Genomic DNA, 18,153 nt, shown 5'->3' on the forward strand with positions numbered 1-18,153 from the left:
TGGCACCGAGCCTCTGCACGGGCGGCGGGATGCATCCCGCCGCCCGTGCAGAGCCTTCCGTCGTCCACAGGGGCACCGGCACGGGCTGCCGCGGCCGGGCACGCTCGGCGCCGTGCGACGGCGTCCTCTCCCCGCGACGCTCGTGCGGCGTGCGCGGGACCAGGCGGGGTGCCTCTCGAGGCCGCAGCTGCGGGCCCACGGCGTCGACGCGGACGCCGAGCGCCTGCGCGTGGAGAGCGGCAGGTGGCAGCGCGTCGGCCCGTGCGTGGTCGTCCTGCACGGGGGGCCGCTCGGACGCGAGGCACGGCTGTGGGCGGCCGTGCTGACGACGCCGGCGGCGGCCCTCGGCGCGTGGACGGCCCTGGAGGTCCACGGCCTCCGGGGGTGGGAGCGGGACCTCGTCCACCTCGTCGCCGACGCGGGACGGGGACGACGCCGGGCGCCCGGCACCCGCCTGTCCACGACCACCCGCCCCGCGGTCGTCCGGCTCCGCCGGGGGCTGCCCGTCCACGACGTCCCCCGGGCCGCCGTCGACGCCGCCGGCTCCTGCTCCACGGTGCGGGCCGCCGGAGGGCTCGTCGCCGCCGTCGTGCAGCAGCGGCTCACGACGACGGACCGGCTGCGGGCCGAGCTCTCCGCCGCGGGGCCGGTCCGGCACCGCGCCGCGCTCCGCTCGGTCCTCGAGGACGTCGCCGGCGGGGCGGGGTCGCTCGCCGAGGTCGACCTGGCCGTGCTCTGCCGTCGGGCGGGCCTGCCCGTGCCCCTGCGGCAGGCGGTGCGGGAGGACGCCACCGGCCGCCGTCGCTACCTCGACGCGGAGTGGCGGCGACCGGACGGCCGGCGTGTGCTGCTCGAGGTCGACGGCGTCGGTCACCTCGAGCAGTCGCAGTGGTACGACGACCTCCTCCGCGCCGCCGAGGTGTCGGTGCCCGGCGAGGTGGTGCTGCGGCTCCCCGCCCGCGCCCTCCGCGCCGAGCCGGCGCGGGTCGTCGCGCTGCTCCGTCGCCACCTCGTGCCGTGAGTCGAGGCTCTGCACGGACGGCGGGATGTATCCCGCCGTCCGTGCAGAGCCTCGGGCCTCAGGCCTCGCGGAACCCCGTGGTGCCCGGGCGGGCGGGCAGCTCCTGCACCGCGACGCCGGTGACGGAGCCGGGGCGGCGGCCGGCGGCGTCGACGCCGTCGGGCGCGCGGAGCAGGGCGACGAGGGCGTCGCAGGCGGCGCGGGGGCCCTGGGCGTCGACCTCGACGCGGCCGTCGGGGAGGTTGCGCGCCGTGCCGACGAGGCCGAGCTCGAGGGAGCGGGCGCGCGTCCACCAGCGGAAGCCGACGCCCTGCACGGTGCCGCGCACGTGGGCCAGCACCCGCACGACGGCCGCGTCACCGGCGTCGGCGCTCACCAGCGCGCCTTCCGCGGGACGGGCTGGCACCGGGGGCACCGGTGGGACGAGCGGTTCATGAAGGCCTCCCGGACGACGGCGGTGCCGCACCGCGGGCACGGCCGGCCGGCCTGCCCGTAGACGGCGAGAGAACGGTCGAAGTAGCCGCTGGCCCCGTTGACGTTGACGTACAGCGCGTCGAAGGACGTGCCGCCCTGCGCGAGGGCGTCGCGCATGACGTCGGCGACGTCGGCGACGAGACGGCGCACCGCCGGACGCGTGAGCGCGTCGGTCGGCCGGGCCCCGTGCAGCCGCGACCGCCACAGCGCCTCGTCGGCGTAGATGTTGCCGACGCCGGACAGGAGCGTCTGGTCCAGCAGCGCCCGCTTGACCCCGGTGCGGCGTGCGCGGACGCGCTCGACGAGCCGCTCGAGGTCGAGGTACGGGTCCAGCGGGTCGCGGGCCACGTGCGCCACCTCCGGCGGCAGCAGCGGCGCCGACGGCCCGTCGGCGGACGTCCCCGCGGGGAGGCCGTCCGGCGTGGGCACGAGCGGGACGACGAGGAGCCCGCCGAACATGCGCTGGTCGACGAAGCGGAGCTGGGTGCCGTCGTCGAGGTCGAGGCGCACCCGCAGGTGGCGCTCGGCCTCGGCGGCCGGGTCCTGGACGAGCATCTGCCCGCTCATGCCGAGGTGCGCCGAGAGGGCGTCGCCCGTGTCGAGCTGGAGCCACAGGTACTTGCCGCGGCGGACGGCGGCGTCCACGCGGGCGCCGGCGAGGCGCCCGGCGAAGTCGAGCGGGCCGGCGAGGTGACGGCGCACCGGCCGCGGGTGGAGGACGGCGACGTCCGTCACGGTGCGCCCGACGACGTGGGCGTCGAGGCCGCGGCGGACGACCTCGACCTCGGGGAGCTCGGGCACGGCTCAGGCCCGGGGGGCCGTCACGCCGGCCGCCTCCGCGAGGGCGTCCTCGCCGGTGCCGCCGAGCGCCCGCCACGCCGCCTCGGCGGCGTGCTGCTCGGCCTCCTTCTTGCTGCGCCCGGTGCCCGCGCCGCGGGGCTCGTCGGCGAGCACCACCTCGGCGGTGAAGGTGCGGGCGTGGTCGGGGCCCTCGCCGGTCACCCGGTACACGGGCGCGCCGAGGCCGAGGGTGGCGCCGAGCTCCTGCAGGCTCGTCTTCCAGTCCAGCCCGGCGCCGAGCGTCGCGGACGACGCGAGCAGCGGGTCGACGAGCCGGTGGACGAGCGCCCGCGCCTCGTCGAGGCCGGCCGACAGGTAGGCCGCGCCGATGACGGCCTCGACGGTGTCGGCGAGGATCGACGTCTTGTCGCGGCCCCCGGTGGCGGTCTCCCCGCGGCCCAGCAGCACGTGCTCGCCGAGGCCGAGGCCGCGGCCGACGCCGGCGAGGGCGCGGGAGCTGACGACGGACGCCCGCAGCTTGGCCAGCTGCCCCTCGGGCAGGTCGGGGTGGCGGCGGTAGAGCGCATCGGTGACGACGAGCCCCAGCACCGCGTCGCCGAGGAACTCCAGTCGCTCGTTGGTGGGCTCCTCGTCGTGCTCGTAGGACCACGAGCGGTGCACGAGGGCACGCAGCAGCAGGCCCGGCTCGACGGAGAGGCCGAGCCGGGCCTGCAGGCCGGGCGCACCGGGGACGAGGTCCGCGAGCCTCTCGGCCCCGCTGCCCCGCCCCGCGGGCACGCCCGCGGTGGTGCTCAGAGGTCCTTGACCTTGCGGCCCTTGTACTCGAGGTACAGCGGGGTGCCCGCGGAGTCGGTGACCACGTGCGCGTGGTGGCTGCGCGTGTAGGTGGTGCGGCCGCCGGCGACGGTGGCGACCAGCGGCGTCGCCTCGGCCTTCCACTGCGAACGGCGGTGGCGCGTGTTACTGCGGGACATCTTCCGCTTCGGGACTGCCACGTCTAGCCCTCCTGGTTCTCGGTACGACCCCGGTCGGAGGCCATGCCCTGGAGCGCCGCCCACCGCGGGTCGACGCTGTCGTGATGGTGCCCTGGCTCCGCGTCGGCGAGGCGGGCCCCGCAGTCGGCGCACAGGCCCGGGCAGTCCGGCGAGCACACCGGCTGGAACGGCAGCGCGAGCACCACCGCGTCCCGGAGCACGGGCTCGACGTCGACGAGGTCGTCGTCCAGCTCGCGCAGGTCGTCCTGGGTGCCGTCGGGGTCGTCCTCCGGCGCCCGGCCCGGGTAGGTGTACAGCTCCTGGAGGTCCACGACGAGCTCGCGCTCGATCGGGTCCAGGCACCGCACGCACTCCCCGGTGGAGGTCGCCCGCGCCGTCCCCGACACGAGCACGCCCTCCATCACCGCCTCGAGCCGGAGGTCCAGCTCGACGGGACTGCCCTCGGCCACGCCGATCACCACCGTGCCGAGGTCGGCCGGCGCCTCCACGGTCCGCCGTACGGTCCGCATGGTCCCGGGACGACGACCGAGCTCGCGCGTGTCGAGCACGAGCGGCGAGCGGTGGTCCAGCGTCGTCACGGTTCTCCTCCTCCCCCGGGCGGTGCTCGGTGGTGCCGGGCGGTGCCGGGGTGGTGGTGCGGGACCCTCGCCCCGGCGGTGCCGGGTCGGGGGCGGTACGGGCGGGCGCAGGAGCCCTGGTCGTCCTCGGCCCGCGCGGTGCACGGCGGACCGACCGGCAAGGCTACCGCAGGCCCCGCGGTGCGCCGTCCGCGCGAGGACGCCGCCGGACGGCGAGCACGAGCACCCCCGCGAGGACGGCGGCGAGCGCCCCGCCGGCGCCGGCCGCCGCGAGGGGGACGACGGGCCCGTGGCCGCCCTCGTCGGCCCCCTCGACGGGCGCCCGGACGTCGGCGGGGCGGGCGGCGTCGAGCTCCGCCGTCGTCACGTCCCCGCCGTCACCCACGACGAGGACGGAGCACGCGTCGGTCCGCGACCCCCGCAGCGCGACGAGGTACCGCTCGCCCTCGACCAGCTCGACGTCCCCCGACGACGAGACGTCCGGCGACGTCTCCCCCGTCACGACGCGGGACCTCGGTGCTCGGTCCGGCCCGGACCACACCTCCTCGACGTCGAGGACGGCGCGGTGCCCGTCGACCTCGACCGCGGTGCCGAGCACGACCTCGCCGCCGTCGAGCAGGGACGCGGGCGTCACCTCGGCGCACGACGCCGCGGCGGGCGCGGCGCCCAGCAGCGCGCCGCCGACGACGACCGGGGCCACGAGGAGCGCCCGTCGACGGCGGGCGGCGCGGCGGTCAACCACGGCGGGGCCCGCGCCGACGCCGGAGGACGACGACGCCCGCGCCGACGACGGCCAGCGCGAGCGCCCCGGTCCCCAGCGCCGCGGCGACGGGCGGCCCGGCGTCGTCGGCGTCGTCGGCGCCGTCGGCGCCGGAGCCGGCGTCCGGGTCGCCCGCGGCGACGACCGCCGCCTCCTCGACCACGGGGTCCCGGGCGTCGGCGGGACGGACGGCGGCGACGGCCGCCTCGTCGTCCACCGTCATCACGGCGCACGCGTCCGTGCTCGGGGGGTCCCCCGCGAGGTCGACGAGGTAGTGCCACCCCTCCCGGAGCCGGATGTCGGCGGACGACGACACCCCGGGCCGCAGCTGGCCGGTGACGACCGTGAGGCGCTCGGGGCGGTCGGGCCCCGACCACACCTCCTCGACGAGGAGGTCGGCCCGGTCCTCGTCCGACCGCTCGACCTCCGCGACGACGAGGGAGTCGGCGTCGGCGACGAACTCCTCGAGCGTGACGGCCGCGCAGAGCGCCGCGGCCGGTGGCGCCACGGCCACCGCCCCGGCACCGAGCACGAGCGTGACCAGCGAGAGCGGCAGGGGCGCGACCGGCGGCGGCATGGCGCTCGGACGCCGCCGCGCGCCGCGCGGTTCCCGCCCCGCCCGGCCCCGCCCTGGGGGCCCGCGTCAGCCCTCGGCGAGCGCCGCGCGCACGGCGCGCCCGACGGCGGGCGGGACCATGTCGTCGACGTCGCCGCCGAGCCGGGCGATCTCCCGCACGAGCGACGAGGCCACGTGCTGCCAGCGCGGGTCGGCGGGCAGGAGCAGCGTCTCGAGGCCGGACAGGTGCCGGTTCATGAGCGCCATGGGCGTCTCGGCGTCGACGTCGGACCCTCCCCGCACGCCCTTGACCACGCACGCCGCCCCGACGCGGCGGCAGGCGTCGACGAGGAGCCCGCCGTCGACGAGCTCGACGCGGACCCGGCCCGGCGCGTCGCCGACGGCGTCGGGCAGCACCTCCTCGAGGAGGGCGGCCCGGCGCGCGGGCGCCAGCAGCCCGCGCTTGGACGGGTTGGGCACGACGAGGACGACGACCTCGTCGAAGAGGCGCGCCGCGCGGGCCACCACGTCGAGGTGGCCGTGCGTCACGGGGTCGAAGGAGCCGGGGACGGCCGCGGTGCTCACCGCCCCAGGATGCCCGTCCCCCGTTGCCACCCGCCCCGCCGCGGACCACGGTGGGCGCGGTCCCACCCCCTGCACCGAGGAGCTCCGCCGTGCCGAGCACCACGCCTCCCCCGTCCGCCGTGGGCGACGGCGGCCCCCTGCCGCCCGACCCCACCTACCTGCGCTCGGTGCAGGCGCAGGTCGACGCCGCCGCCCGGGTCGCGCCGCCGCTGGCCTCGGACGCGGCCGGGGCGCCGGAGGACCTCGTGCGGGACGTCGTCGCGGCGGTGGAGCGGCTCGGCCCCGAGCTGGTCGCGCTCTCGCAGGACCTCGCCGCCCACCCGGAGACGGCCTTCGAGGAGCACCGGAGCGCCGGTGCCGTCGCCGACCTCGCGGGGCGCCACGGCCTGGCGGTGCAGCGCGGCGCCCACGGGCTGGGGACGGCGCTGCGGGCCGACGTGGCCGGCGGCGGCGGCCCGGACGCCCCCGTCGTCGCCCTCATGAGCGAGTACGACGCGCTGCCCGGCATCGGGCACGCGTGCGGCCACAACGTCATCGCGGCCGCCGGGCTCGGTGCGGCGCTGGGCCTCGCGGCCCTCGGCGACCGGCTGCCCGGCGGCGTCCGCTGGCTCGGCACGCCGGCCGAGGAGGGCGGTGCCGGCAAGGAGACGATGGCCCGGCACGGCGCGCTCGACGGCGTCGACGCGGCGCTCATGGTCCACCCCTTCGGCTACGACGTCGCCGACCACCTGTTCCTCGGCCGCCGCCAGCTCCGCGCCACCTTCACGGGGGTCACGGCGCACGCGTCGGCGCAGCCGTTCATGGGCCGCAACGCGCTCGACGCCGTCGCGCTCACCTACCAGGCCGTCGGGCTGCACCGGCAGCAGATGCCGCCGTCGGACCGGCTGCACTGCGTCGTCACCGAGGGCGGCGACCGGCCCAACGTCATCCCTGGGCGCGCGCAGGTGCTCTTCTACCTGCGCTCCGCCCAGCCGGGGACGCTGCGGGTGCTGTCCGACCGGCTCGAGGCCATGTGCCGCGGCGCCGCGCTCATGACCGGGTGCGGCGTGGAGCTGGGCTGGGACGAGAGCCCGGCCACGCTGCCGGTACGGGCCAACGGCCCGCTCGCCGGCCGGTGGGGCGCCCGCCTCGCCGACCGCGGGCGGCGGGTCCTCCCGCCCGGGGTCGTGCCCTCGCTGCTGGCGGCGTCCACCGACTTCGGCAACGTCAGCTACCGGGTGCCGTCGCTGCACCCGATGATCGCCGTCAGCGACCCGGGGACGTCCCTCCACACCCGGGAGTTCGCGACGGCGGCGGCGGGCCCCGACGGCGACCGCGCGGTCGTCGACGGCGCCGTCGGGCTCGCGCTCGTCGCGCTCGACCACCTCGCCGACGCGGACCTGCGGGCCGCCGTCCACGCCGACTTCGCCGCCGACGGCGGGGCGGTCGACGTCCCGGCCTACTTCGACGCCCCGGCCGAGGGGGCGGGCGCGTGAGCGCGGCGTCCCCGGCGACGGCGGGCCCGGGGGGCCCCGCCGGCAGGAGCGACCGGTTCCTCGGCTGGGTCGAGCGGACGGGCAACCGGCTGCCCGACCCCTTCGTCCTGTTCCTCGGCCTCTTCGTGCTCGTCGCGCTGGTGTCGACGGCGGCGGCGCTGGCCGACGTGCAGGTCACGGTGCCCGGCGCCGACGAGCCCGTCGTCGTCCGCGGCCTCTTCACCGGGGAGGGCCTCACCTGGCTGACGACGAACCTCGGCGCCAACTTCATCGGCTTCCCGCCGCTGCTGACCGTGCTGACGATCCTCCTGGCCGTCGGGGTCGCCGAGCGGTCGGGCCTGCTCGGCGCCGTCGTCCGGCTCGCCTTCCACTCCGCGCCGCCGTGGGCGCTGCCCTACGTCGTCGGCGTCGTCGGCGTCACCGCGTCGGTCATGAGCGACACGGCCTTCGTCGTCGTCCCGCCGCTGGCCGCGATGGTGTTCCGCGCCGCCGGCCGCCACCCCGTCGCGGGCCTGCTCGGCGGCTTCGCCGCGGCGGGCGCCGGGTACTCGACCAACTTCCTCGTCACGAGCCTCGACGCGCTCTTCGCGGGCATCACCAACGCGACGGCCGCGGTGCTGCCGGACCCGGGCACGACCGTCACGCCCGTCTCGAACCTCTTCTTCAACGTCGTGTCCGCGGCGGTGCTGTCGGTCATCACCGGCCTCGTCATCACGCGGGTGCTCGAGCCGCGGCTCGAGCGGATCGGCGTCCCCCGCGAGCGGCAGGCCGAGGAGGCCGACGAGGGGGTCGTCGGCGGGGCGGGCGGGGCCGAGGACGCCCCGGTCGACGTCGAGGAGGGCCAGGACCTCACGCCCGAGGAGCGGCGGTCCGTGCGGCGCGCCGGCGTCGCCGCCCTCGTCACGGCGGTCGTCATGCTCGTCGCGGTGCTGCTGCCGGGCTCGCCCTGGCGCGGCGAGGGCGGCGGCTACCTCCCGGAGTCGCCGCTGCTCGACTCGGTCGTCTTCATCGTCTTCACGATGTTCCTCGTGCCGGGCCTCGTCTACGGCCGCTCCGTCGGGACCCTGCGCACGGGGGCCGACGTCCCGCGCTTCATGGTCGGCGCCGTGCGCGACCTCGCGCCCTTCGTCGCCCTGGCCTTCGTGCTGGGCAACTTCATCGCCCTCTTCACGTGGTCGGGCGTCGGCACGTGGCTGGCCGTCTCGGGGGCCGGGGCCCTGGAGGACCTCGGGCTCACCGGCTACCCGGTGGTGCTGCTCTTCGTCCTGCTGGCCTCGCTGCTCAACCTGGTCATCATCTCGGGCTCGTCGCTGTGGGCCCTCATGGCCGCGGTGTTCGTGCCGCTGTTCGCGCTGCTCGGCTTCGAGCCGGCCTTCACCCAGGCGGCCTTCCGCGTGGGCGACTCGGCGACGCAGGTCCTGACGCCGCTCAACCCCTACATGATCGTCCTGCTGACGATGCTCCGGCGGTACGAGCCGCAGGCGGGGCTCGGCAGCATCATCAGCCGGATGCTGCCGTTCTCGGTGACCTTCTGGCTGGCCTGGGTCGCCGTCCTCACGCTCTTCTACGTGACGGGCACGCCGCTCGGGCCGGGCGCCGGGATCCGGCTCGACGGCTGAGCCGTCAGCCGGCGTCCGCCGGGCCGTCGCCGGCGGGGTCGTCGACCAGCTCCGCGGACCACAGCACGGTGTCCCCGTACCGCTTCTCGGCGTAGCGCTCGAGGCGTGCGGGCCACGTCGGCTCCGGCGTGCGCCGCGCCCGCTCGACGACGACCACCGCGGCGGGCGCGAGCCAGCCGTGCGCCACGAGGTCGCCGAGGACGCGGGCGAGCGCGTCCTCGGCGAGGTCGTACGGCGGGTCGACGAGGACGAGGTCGGCCCCGGGCGCGAGCGCCGCGGTGGCCCCGCCGGGCGTCGCGGCGACGACGCGCTCGACGGGCTGCTCGACGACGACGAGGCCGTCACCGCCCAGGGCGGCGGCCAGGCCGGTGCCCTCGGCGTTGCGCCGGCAGGCCCCGGCGGCCTCGCGCCCGGCGTCCACGAGGACGACGGCGGCGGCGCCCCGGCTGGCCGCCTCGAGGCCGAGCGCCCCCGAGCCGGCGTAGAGGTCGAGCACCCGGGTGCCGTCGCACAGGCCCTCGTGCTCCAGCCGGCTGAAGAGCGCCTCGCGGACCCGCTCCGACGTCGGGCGGGTGGCCCCCCGGGGGACGACGAGCGTGCGCCCACCGGCGCGGCCCGCCACGAGCCGGGTCACCGGGCACCGCCCGGCGCGGGCACGCGGGCGTCGCGCTCCACCGGCCGCGGCCGGGCGCCCGCCGCGGCCGCCGCCCCGAGGGCGAGCCCGAGCAGCAGCGCCACGAGCACGAGCGCGGCCGTCGTGGCGGGCGCGAGCCCGCCCGCGACGTCGGCGGCGAGGGCGCCGAGGGCGAGGGGCAGCAGCGCGACGAGGACGAGGTCCGGGCCGCGCAGGAGGTGCGTGACCACGCCGAGCGGCACCGGCCCGGCGGCCGTCGCGACGACGGCCGTCGACGGGTCGAGCTCGGCCCGCGCCGCCCCGCGCAGCGCCGCGGCCGCGACCCCGGGCGCCGAGGCGACGACGAGCCACGCGGGCAGCGCCCCGGGGGCCAGCAGCTCGAGGACGAGCGCGGCCGCCGTCGTGGGGACCGCGGTGAGCAGGACGAGCGCCAGCAGGTGCGCCCAGGCCGCGGCCCCCGCGGAGATCGGCAGGACGGCGTCGAGGGCGGGGACGACGACGCGGTGGCGGACGGGCTCGGCCAGCGTCGTCGCGGCCGCGTAGGAGCACGCCGCGACGGCGAGCAGCGCCGGCCAGGTGCCCCCGCCGGCGGCGACCGCGACGGCGCCGGGCAGCAGCGCGAGCACCGCGGCGGTGACGACGCGGCGCGGCTCGCGGACCACCGCGAGGACGTCCGCGACGACGAGGACGCCGACCGGGCCGCGCGCCACCGCCCGGGCCGCGCGCGAGCGGGTGGCGGCCGCCGCGGCGGGCACCGCCCCCCGGCGCCCCGCGCGCCGGGCCCGGCCGCCGGGGACGGGGCGCCCCGGCCCGGCGAGCGCCCGGCCGAGCGCCCGGGTGTCGAGCAGGAGCCCCGAGCCGGTGACCTGCGCCGTCAGCGCGCCGGAGGCGGTGAGGGCCGCGGCGGGCACGCGGCCGGCGCGCCGCCGGGCGACGAGGGCGACGACGACGCCCGCGACGAGGGACGCCACGGCGGCCGCCGCCGCGACCGCCGCCGCCGCGACCGCCGCCGCCACGTCCCCGCTCGCCGCGCCGGCGGGGACCGGGGCGGCGCCGGCCACCGCCGGCCGCCCGAGCAGCACGTCGTCGGCCGCGGCGACGACGACGAGCAGCGGGGCGGCGAGGACGGCCGCGTCGGCGAGCCGCCGCACGGCGGTCGGGGGCCGGGCCCCCGCCTGCTCGACGACCGCGGCGGCCACGAGGAGCGCGACGACGGCCCCGGCGGCGAGCGCGAGCGGGGCGACCGCCCCCGTCCCGGCGGGCAGCACGAGGACGCCCAGCGCCGCCACGAGCGCTCCGGCGACGACCGCCGCGGGCACGACCCGCCACGGCAGCACCGGGCGCAGGAGCGCGCCGCGGTCCACCGGCAGCGGCAGCCACCACGCGGCGCGGGCCGGCGGGAGCGACAACGGGCCCAGCCGGGCCAGCAGCCCGACGACGCCGCCGACGAGCAGGAGGACGCCCGCGGCCGCCAGCAGCGGCGCCGGCACCCCGGCGACGCCGAGCCCGGTGCCGCCCGCGGCGTCGGACGGGACCCCGCCGAGCGCCCCCAGCCGGCCCGGCGAGCCGGACAGCACGAGGGCCGTGAGGGCCACCGCGAGGACGCCCGTGTAGACGTCGCCGAGGACGTCGCCGAGGCCCGCCCCCGGCAGCCGGCGGGCGGCCCGGCGCGCGTCCGCCCGCAGGGCGGCCGCCGACGTCCCGGGCCCGTCGGCCTCGGGGTGCAGGACGTGCGCCGGCACCGCGCGGAGGTCGTCGTCCGGCGGGCCGCCGGTCGCGCCCGTCACCGGCCCAGCTCCCGGACGGCCTCGGCGGCGCTGACCCGGCGGGAGCCGTCCTCGGCGAGGAGCACCACCTCGTCGGCGACCTCCTCGAGCAGGAGCGGGTCGTGGGTGGCGAGGAGCAGGCCCGTGCCCGCCTCCTTGTCCTCGACGAGCCGGTCCACGAGGTCCTCGCGCCCGACGAGGTCCAGCCGCTGCTCCGGCTCGTCGAGGACGAGGAGCCGCCGCGGCCGCACGAGGGCGGCGGCGAGGAGCAGCCGCCGGCGCTGGCCCGACGAGAGGGACGACGGCGCCCGCTCGGCCACCGGCTCGAGGCCGAGGTCGGCGACCGCCTGGTCGACGACGTCCTCGGCGTCGCGCACCCCGTGGCCGCGCGCCACGAGGTCGAGGTGCTCGCGCACCGAGAGGCCCGGCAGGGCCGCGTCGACGTCGAGGACGGCCGCGACGTCGCGCCGGAAGGCGGCGGACCGCTCGTCCACCGGCCCGCCGAGGACCTCGAGCCGGCCGCCGACGGGGACGAGGTGGCCGAGGACCGCCCGCAGCACCGTCGTCTTGCCCGCCCCGTTGAGGCCGACGAGCGCGACCGCCCGGCCCGGGTGGACGCGGAACGACGTGGGCGCCGTCACGGGCTCGCCGGTCCAGCCGACGAGGAGCCGCTCGGCGACGACGACGGGAGCGGGTCGGGGGCCGCTCACGCACGCTCCAGGAAGTCCTCGTGCTGCGGGCGCAGCAGCTCGCCGATGGCCCCCGCCAGCGCGGGGTGGTGCCGCAGGTCCGGGTCCGCGGCGACGACCCGCGACGCGTCGGCCCGGGCGGCCTCGATGACCTCGACGTCGCGGACCACGCGCAGCAGCCGCAGCGACGAGCGGACGCCGGACTGGCGCGCGCCGAGGACGTCGCCCTCGCCGCGGGTCTCGACGTCGAGCTGCGCGAGGGCGAAGCCGTCCGTCGTCGCCGCCACCTCCTGCAGGCGGGCGACGCCCGGGTGGCCCGCGGGCAGCTGGGTGACGAGGAAGCACGTGCCCGGGTGGCCGCCGCGCCCCACCCGGCCCCGGAGCTGGTGCAGCTGGGAGATGCCGAAGCGGTCGGCGTCCAGGACGACCATCGCCGTGGCCTCCGGCACGTCCACCCCGACCTCGACCACCGTGGTCGAGACGAGGACGTCCACCTCGCCGCGGGAGAAGGCCTGCATGACGGCGTCCTTGTCGTCCGGCGCCAGGCGCCCGTGGAGGAGGGCGCGGCGCACGTCGGCGAGCGCGGGGACCTGCCGCAGCAGCAGCTCGGCGCGGACGGCGGAGGTGAGGACCCGGCCGTCCGCCGTCGTGTCGGTCCGCCGTGCCTCCGGGGTGTCGACGCCCGAGGCCAGCGCGTCCTCGTCCCCGATGCTCGGGCAGACGACGTACACCTGGTGGCCGGCGTCGACCTCCTCGCGCAGCCGGGCGAACATCCGCTCCACCCACGTCTCCTTGCCGGTGGGCACGACGTGCGTGGCGATGGGCGAGCGCCCCGCGGGGAGCTCGCGCAGCACCGACGTCTCGAGGTCCCCGAAGGACGTCATGGCGACGGTCCGCGGGATCGGCGTGGCGGTCATGACGAGCAGGTGCGGCACGGCCGACGCCTTGGCGCGCAGCCGGTCCCGCTGCTCGACGCCGAAGCGGTGCTGCTCGTCGACGACGACGAGGCCGAGCTCGGCCAGCTGCACCTTCTCCTCCAGCAGGGCGTGCGTCCCGACGACGATGCCCGCCTCGCCGCTCGCCGCCGCCAGCATCGCCTCGCGCCGTGCCCGCGCGCCGAGGCTGCCGGTGAGGAGGACGACGCGCGTGGCGCCCTCCGCCGCGCCGAGGGTGCCGCCGCCCGCCAGGTCGCCGAGCATCCGCTCGAGGGTGCGGTGGTGCTGCGCCGCGAGGACCTCGGTGGGCGCGAGGAGGGCGGCCTGGCCGCCCGCGTCGACGACGGCGAGCATCGCCCGCAGCGCGACGACGGTCTTGCCCGACCCGACCTCCCCCTGCAGCAGCCGGTTCATGGGGTGCGGCCGGGCGAGGTCCGCGGCCAGCTGCTCGCCGACCCGCTGCTGCCCCTCGGTGAGCGTGAAGGGCAGCCGCGCGTCGAAGGCGGCCCGCAGGCCGTCCTCGCGGGGCGGCCGCGGGACGGCGGTCTCGGCGTCCGTCCGGAGCCGGCGGCGGGCGAGCTCGGCCTGGAGGACGAACGCCTCCTCGTAGCGGAGGCGCTCGAGCGCCGCCTCCTCCCCGGCGCCGACCTCGGTCGAGTGCACGCGCCGCAGGGCCTCGTGCAGGCTCGGGAAGACGTGCTGCTCGACCACCTCGGCGGGCAGGGGGTCGGGCACGTCCTCGGGCGCGAGCCCGTCGAGGACGAGGCGGACGGCGCGGGCCACCGTCCAGCTCTGGACGCCGGCGGCGGCCGCGTAGATGGGGACGACCCCGTTGACGTAGGCGTCGACGGCCGCCAGGGCCTCACCGGGGTCGGGCTCGACGGGCGCCGGGGCCGGGCCCGTGCCGGGCAGCGCGTCGGTGGGGCCGACGTCCCGGGCGGCGCGGCCGCCCGCGCCGAGCAGCTCGTACTGCGGGTGCACGAGCTGCGTGACGCCGCGGTACTGGCTGACCTTCCCGGAGAACAGGGCGGTGGCGCCGACGGCGAGCTGGCGGTGCAGCAGCGCCAGCGGGCCGCGGCCGCGGGGGAAGAAGGCCAGGCGCAGCTCGGCGGCGCCGTCCGTGACGGTGACGTCGGCGATGAACCCGCTCTTCTGCTTCATCGGCCGGCTCTTGAGGGAGGCGACCCGGGCCAGGACGGTGACGTGCTCGTCCGTCTCGAGCGAGCGCAGGTCGGTGAGCTGGCCCCGGCGGCGGCGGTCGCGCGGGTAGTGCCGCAGGAGGTCGCCGACCGTCCGCAGGCCCAGCTTCTCCTCGAGCAGCGCGGCCGTCCTCCCGCCGACGACCTTGACGAGGGGCTCGCCCATGCGCCCGACGAGCGGCGGGTCCTCGGGCGCCCGCGCGGCGGGCACCCTGTCCCACGACGGCGCGGCCCCGGCGCCCGGCTCCCCCGGCATGTCCCGCACAGTAGGGGCGGCCCCCGACGGCCCGGTGGCGGCGTCCCCGGGTCGGTCCGGGCCGGGGCGGTGGACGACGTCGTCGGGCCGGTTGGGAGCACCCCGCCGCCTCGGCTACCCTGGCTCCCGATCGCGCCACCGGTGCGCCCAGCGGGCCGCACGACCACGCCCCCGGGCACCGACGAGCGCCGACGCACCAGCACGACCGACAGACGCCACCCGCACGGGGTGCGCCCGCACCGGGCCGCTCCCCCGCACGACGAGACCGCACAGGAGACTGACCGTGGCTGCCACCTGCGAGATCTGCGCCAAGGGCCCGAGCTTCGGCCACTCGATCTCCCACTCCCACCGCCGCACCAAGCGCCGCTGGGTCCCGAACATCCAGCGCGTCCGCGTGGTCGAGGGCGGCACGCCCAGGCGTCGCAACGTCTGCACCTCCTGCCTCAAGGCCGGGAAGGTCACGCGCTGACCTGACCGACGAGCACGGCCGACGGCCCGGCACCCCCTCGGGGTGCCGGGCCGTCGTCGTCCCACCCCCTCGACCTCTCCCCGAGGCCCGCCCCGGACTCCCCCCGCCCCGACCCACCCCTCACCTCCGCCCTCTCCCCACGTGTGAGCTCGTGGGGCCCGGAGCACTCCCGCGCCCCGACGAGGTCGCACGTCGGGGCGGACGTGCCCGTGGAAGGGCCGACCCGCGCGGCGAGGACACCATGCAAAGAGATCTTTGCAAAGTCCTCTTTGCGTGCCACGCTGGCGGCATGCCCACCCCCCGCGACCCGGCCGCCCCGCCGGACGACGCCGTCGTCGTCACCGAGGCGGCGCAGCTGCGGGCCCTGGCCCACCCGCTGCGCCTGCGGCTGCTGGGGCTCCTCCGCCTCGAGGGGCCGTCGACCGCCTCGCGGCTCGCCGGCCGCACCGGGGAGTCCTCCGGGCTGACGAGCTACCACCTGCGGCAGCTAGCGGCGTCGGGCTTCGTGGCCGACGCCCCCGCGCCCGGCGACGGCGCGGGCGGGCGGGAGCGCTGGTGGCGGGCCGCCCACCGCTACACCTGGACGTCCTCCCCGCCCCCGCAGGACCTCGAGGCCGTCGCCGCGGCCGAGGACTTCGAGCGCGTCGTCGTCGGCGTCTACGCGGAGAGCACCCTCGCCTGGCTGCAGGCACGGCCGTCGTGGCCGCAGCCGTACGTCGAGGCGGCGAGCTCGAGCGACGTCTCGCTCCGGCTGACGGCGGCCGAGATGACGTCCCTCCGGGACGAGCTCTTCGAGGTCGTGGAGCGGTACCGCCGGCACGACCCCGACGACCGGGCGCCGGCCGCCGACGGGGGCCCGCCCGACGACGCCGTCGTCGTCACCGCCCGCCTGCAGGTCCACCCCGAGCCGGGCCAGACGCCCCCGCCGGGCGCCCACGACGGCACGGACGACGACGGCACGAAGGGCGGGGACCGCTGATGGTCCGGCCCCGCGGCGCGCTCGCCGGCGTCGTCGGCGCGACGTTCGTCTCCTCGGCCGGCAACACGGCCACCGTGGTCGCAGCACCCTTCTTCGTGCTCTCCCTCGGCGGCGGCCCGGCCCAGGTGGGCCTCGCGGCCGCGGCCGCCAGCGCGCCCGTCGTCGTGGGGAGCGTCCTCGGCGGCGTCCTCGTGGACCGCCTGGGGCACCGCCGCACGAGCGTCGCCTCCGACGTCGCCAGCGGGACGACGTCGCTCGCGGTCGCCGTCCTCGCCCTCACCACGGGCCTGCCGTTCGCCGCCTTCTGCGCCCTCCTCGTGCTCGGGGCCCTCGTCGACGCGCCGGGGCAGAGCGCCCGCCTCGTCATGCTGCCGCGGCTCGCGACCCGGGCGGACGTCCCGCTGCAGCGGGCGGTGGGCCTGGGCAGCGGCGCCGAGCGCCTCGGCCAGATGCTGGGCGCCCCGCTCGGCGGGCTGCTCGTCGTCGGCGTCGGCCCCGAGGGCGCCTTCGCGACGACGGCCGCCGGCTTCGCCGTGTCGGCCGTCCTCGTCCTCGCGTGCGCCCCGGCCGGCCGCGTGCTCGCGCCCACCGACGTCCCCGGCGCGCCGGACCGCCCCGACGATGCTCCGGCGCAGGGCTTCTGGCGCGACCTCCTCGAGGGCGCGCAGGCGCTGCGCCGGATCCCGGTCCTCGCATTCGTGGCGGTCGTGTGCCTCGTGCTCAACCTCCTCGACGCCGCCCGCTGGTCGGTGCTCCTGCCCCTCCACGCCGACGCGGTGCTCGGCGGCGCGGCGGCCGTCGGCCTCGTGCTCGGCGCCCTCTCCGCCGGGTCGGTCGGGGGCGCGGTGCTCTACGGCACCGTCGGGCACCGGCTCCCGCACCGCGGGACCTTCGTCCTCGCCTTCGTCCTGACCGGCGGCCCGACGTCGGTCGCGCTCGCCACCGGGGCCTCGCTGCCCGTCCTCGTCGTCGTCGCCGCGGCCGCGGGGCTGTCGGGCGGCGTCCTCAACCCGCTCATCGGGGTCCTGCGCCTCCAGCTCTGCCCGCCGCACCTCCTCGCGCGGGTCGACGGCCTCGTCCGCGCCGCGGCCTGGTCCGGCATCCCCGTCGGCACGCTCCTGGCGGGGGCGCTGGCGGGCCCGCTGGGGCTCGCCACCTGCTTCGCGGCGATCGGCGTCGTCTACGTCGCCGTCGCGCTCGTGCCGCTCGTCGGCCGCCCGTGGCCGACGGCCCCGCCGGACGGCGTCGGCACACGGGCGGCGGGCGCCGCGGCGGCCGCCCGCACCTGAGCCTCGTCCCGGCGGCGACCGGACGGGAGGACCGGCGCCGCAGTGCCTCTCACCCGACGAGCGCCGCCCGCAGGGCGCGGGTCTGCGCGGCGAGGAAGTCCCGGGACACCCCGGCGCGGCGCTGGACGATGTCGAAGCCGTGGTAGGCGCCGTCGACCACCACCACCTCGCAGGGCACGTCGGCCTCGCGGAGCCGGCGGGCGTAGGCCAGGTCCTCGTCGTGGAAGAGGTCGAGGGAGCCCACGCCCACCCACGCCGGCGCCAGGCCGCGCAGGTCCTCCGCCCGGGCGGGCGCGGCCGGGGCGGGCACCCGCTCCCCCACGCCCGCGAGGTAGGAGCGCCAGCCGAAGTCGTTGCTCGCGGGGTCCCACAGCCGCATCGGCCCGGCGTCGACGTCGGTGCGCCGCGTCGTCCGGTCGTCGAGCATCGGGTAGACGAGCAGCTGGAGGGCCAGCGGGACACCGCGCTCGCGGGCCAGCAGGGCCAGGCCCGCGGCCAGCCCGCCGCCCGCGCTCGCGCCGCCGACGGCCATGCGCCCGGCGTCGACGTCCGGCATGGCCCGCAGGTGCTCCAGCGCCCGCCAGCAGTCCTCCAGCGGCGCCGGGTAGGGGTGCTCGGGCGCCAGGCGGTAGTCGGGCGCCGCCACGACGACACCGAGCTCGTCGGCCCAGCGCCGGCACAGCCGGTCCTCCGCGGAGGCGCTGCCCATGACCATCCCCCCGCCGTGGACCCACAGCAGGGCCGGCACCGGGCCGCTCGCGTGCGCCGGCCGGTGCACGCGCACCGCGGCCGTCCCGGTGCCGAGCGGCACGACCTCGGTGCGGGGCCGTTCCCGCGGCGCGGGGAGGACGCGGAAGACCGCGCGCTGCACCCGCAGGCGCCGGGGCCCGGCGACGCCGCGGGGCAGGAGGCGCGCGGCGCGCAGGTCGGGGTGCAGGGCCGGGCGGGAGGGCCGGGTCGTCATCGGTCGCCGTCCTCGGGGAGGTGGGGTGGTCCGTCGCCCACGGATCCTCCCCGCTCGGCGGGCGCGGAGCCACGGACCGTCGGTCCCCCCTTCCCCCTTCCCGGCGGCC

The 18,153-nt window shown here is 78.8% G+C and carries 19 protein-coding genes; 6 read left to right on the forward strand and 13 right to left on the reverse strand.

Annotation, left to right across the window (positions count from 1 at the left end; all coding sequences use genetic code 11):
* Window positions 1–112: 112 nt before the first annotated feature.
* Complete coding sequence (locus tag EDC03_RS06780; RefSeq protein WP_148058031.1) at window positions 113–1,021, forward strand: hypothetical protein; 909 nt, start codon at window positions 113–115, stop codon at window positions 1,019–1,021.
* 58 nt (window positions 1,022–1,079) lie between these two features.
* Here the strand turns inward: EDC03_RS06780 and EDC03_RS06785 are convergent, their stop codons facing one another.
* From EDC03_RS06785 to coaD, 8 genes are all read right to left on the reverse strand, one after another.
* Window positions 1,080–1,397: an acylphosphatase gene (locus EDC03_RS06785; RefSeq protein ID WP_199720009.1), complete on the reverse strand. Its 318-nt coding sequence runs from the start codon at window positions 1,395–1,397 to the stop codon at window positions 1,080–1,082.
* Window positions 1,394–2,296, reverse strand: a complete 903-nt coding sequence (mutM, locus tag EDC03_RS06790; protein ID WP_123379463.1) for a bifunctional DNA-formamidopyrimidine glycosylase/DNA-(apurinic or apyrimidinic site) lyase — start codon at window positions 2,294–2,296, stop codon at window positions 1,394–1,396. Before mutM ends, EDC03_RS06785 begins: the two co-directional genes overlap by 4 nt.
* Before the next feature lie 3 nt (window positions 2,297–2,299).
* Window positions 2,300–3,073 (reverse strand): ribonuclease III, encoded by a 774-nt coding sequence (gene rnc, locus EDC03_RS06795; protein WP_123379464.1) that lies wholly within the window; start codon window positions 3,071–3,073, stop codon window positions 2,300–2,302.
* Between the two features lie 14 nt (window positions 3,074–3,087).
* Window positions 3,088–3,291, reverse strand: a complete 204-nt coding sequence (gene rpmF, locus EDC03_RS06800; protein ID WP_123379465.1) for a 50S ribosomal protein L32 — start codon at window positions 3,289–3,291, stop codon at window positions 3,088–3,090.
* A gap of 2 nt (window positions 3,292–3,293) precedes the next feature.
* Window positions 3,294–3,800, reverse strand: coding sequence for a YceD family protein (locus tag EDC03_RS06805; protein WP_123379698.1), 507 nt, complete (start codon window positions 3,798–3,800; stop codon window positions 3,294–3,296).
* A gap of 232 nt (window positions 3,801–4,032) precedes the next feature.
* On the reverse strand, window positions 4,033–4,611 hold the full coding sequence (locus EDC03_RS06810; RefSeq protein ID WP_148058032.1) for a hypothetical protein: 579 nt from the start codon (window positions 4,609–4,611) through the stop codon (window positions 4,033–4,035).
* Window positions 4,604–5,206 (reverse strand): hypothetical protein, encoded by a 603-nt coding sequence (locus EDC03_RS06815; RefSeq protein ID WP_123379467.1) that lies wholly within the window; start codon window positions 5,204–5,206, stop codon window positions 4,604–4,606. The genes EDC03_RS06810 and EDC03_RS06815 overlap by 8 nt, the downstream gene beginning before the upstream one ends.
* Before the next feature lie 66 nt (window positions 5,207–5,272).
* Window positions 5,273–5,770: a pantetheine-phosphate adenylyltransferase gene (gene coaD, locus EDC03_RS06820; RefSeq protein WP_123379468.1), complete on the reverse strand. Its 498-nt coding sequence runs from the start codon at window positions 5,768–5,770 to the stop codon at window positions 5,273–5,275.
* An 89-nt stretch (window positions 5,771–5,859) separates the two neighbouring features.
* Here coaD and EDC03_RS06825 point away from each other — a divergent pair, with 89 nt between their 5' ends.
* Together EDC03_RS06825 and EDC03_RS06830 are read left to right on the forward strand one after the other, a co-directional pair.
* The gene (locus tag EDC03_RS06825; RefSeq protein WP_241967072.1) at window positions 5,860–7,245 is read left to right on the forward strand and encodes an amidohydrolase; all 1,386 of its coding nucleotides are present in this window, start codon (window positions 5,860–5,862) and stop codon (window positions 7,243–7,245) included.
* Window positions 7,242–8,864: an AbgT family transporter gene (locus EDC03_RS06830; protein WP_123379469.1), complete on the forward strand. Its 1,623-nt coding sequence runs from the start codon at window positions 7,242–7,244 to the stop codon at window positions 8,862–8,864. The genes EDC03_RS06825 and EDC03_RS06830 overlap by 4 nt, the downstream gene beginning before the upstream one ends.
* Before the next feature lie 4 nt (window positions 8,865–8,868).
* On the opposite strand, the gene EDC03_RS06835 is transcribed toward EDC03_RS06830, so the two are convergent.
* The 4 genes from EDC03_RS06835 to EDC03_RS06850 are packed head-to-tail and all read right to left on the reverse strand — an operon-like array spanning window position 8,869 to window position 14,343.
* Window positions 8,869–9,498, reverse strand: a complete 630-nt coding sequence (locus EDC03_RS06835; RefSeq protein WP_123379470.1) for an RsmD family RNA methyltransferase — start codon at window positions 9,496–9,498, stop codon at window positions 8,869–8,871.
* On the reverse strand, window positions 9,495–11,285 hold the full coding sequence (locus tag EDC03_RS06840) for a DUF6297 family protein (protein WP_123379471.1): 1,791 nt from the start codon (window positions 11,283–11,285) through the stop codon (window positions 9,495–9,497). The genes EDC03_RS06835 and EDC03_RS06840 overlap by 4 nt, the downstream gene beginning before the upstream one ends.
* A complete protein-coding gene (locus tag EDC03_RS06845; protein ID WP_123379472.1) occupies window positions 11,282–11,974 on the reverse strand; it encodes an ABC transporter ATP-binding protein in 693 nt (230 codons plus the stop codon). Before EDC03_RS06845 ends, EDC03_RS06840 begins: the two co-directional genes overlap by 4 nt.
* On the reverse strand, window positions 11,971–14,343 hold the full coding sequence (locus EDC03_RS06850; protein WP_241967073.1) for an ATP-dependent DNA helicase RecG: 2,373 nt from the start codon (window positions 14,341–14,343) through the stop codon (window positions 11,971–11,973). The genes EDC03_RS06845 and EDC03_RS06850 overlap by 4 nt, the downstream gene beginning before the upstream one ends.
* Window positions 14,344–14,626: 283 nt before the next feature.
* Here EDC03_RS06850 and rpmB point away from each other — a divergent pair, with 283 nt between their 5' ends.
* The 3 genes from rpmB (at window position 14,627) to EDC03_RS06870 (ending at window position 17,080) form a co-directional block, all read left to right on the forward strand.
* Entirely contained in the window at window positions 14,627–14,812 is a 186-nt protein-coding gene (rpmB, locus tag EDC03_RS06855) for a 50S ribosomal protein L28 (protein ID WP_123379473.1), read from the forward strand.
* Between the two features lie 289 nt (window positions 14,813–15,101).
* Entirely contained in the window at window positions 15,102–15,791 is a 690-nt protein-coding gene (locus tag EDC03_RS06865) for a helix-turn-helix domain-containing protein (protein ID WP_158674226.1), read from the forward strand.
* The gene (locus EDC03_RS06870) at window positions 15,791–17,080 is read left to right on the forward strand and encodes an MFS transporter (protein WP_123379476.1); all 1,290 of its coding nucleotides are present in this window, start codon (window positions 15,791–15,793) and stop codon (window positions 17,078–17,080) included. The genes EDC03_RS06865 and EDC03_RS06870 overlap by 1 nt, the downstream gene beginning before the upstream one ends.
* A gap of 49 nt (window positions 17,081–17,129) precedes the next feature.
* Here the strand turns inward: EDC03_RS06870 and EDC03_RS06875 are convergent, their stop codons facing one another.
* The gene (locus EDC03_RS06875; protein ID WP_123379477.1) at window positions 17,130–18,044 is read right to left on the reverse strand and encodes an alpha/beta hydrolase; all 915 of its coding nucleotides are present in this window, start codon (window positions 18,042–18,044) and stop codon (window positions 17,130–17,132) included.
* Window positions 18,045–18,153 lie beyond the last annotated feature (109 nt).

Origin of the sequence: Pseudokineococcus lusitanus (assembly GCF_003751265.1) — a bacterium.
Lineage (GTDB): Bacteria > Actinomycetota > Actinomycetes > Actinomycetales > Quadrisphaeraceae > Pseudokineococcus > Pseudokineococcus lusitanus.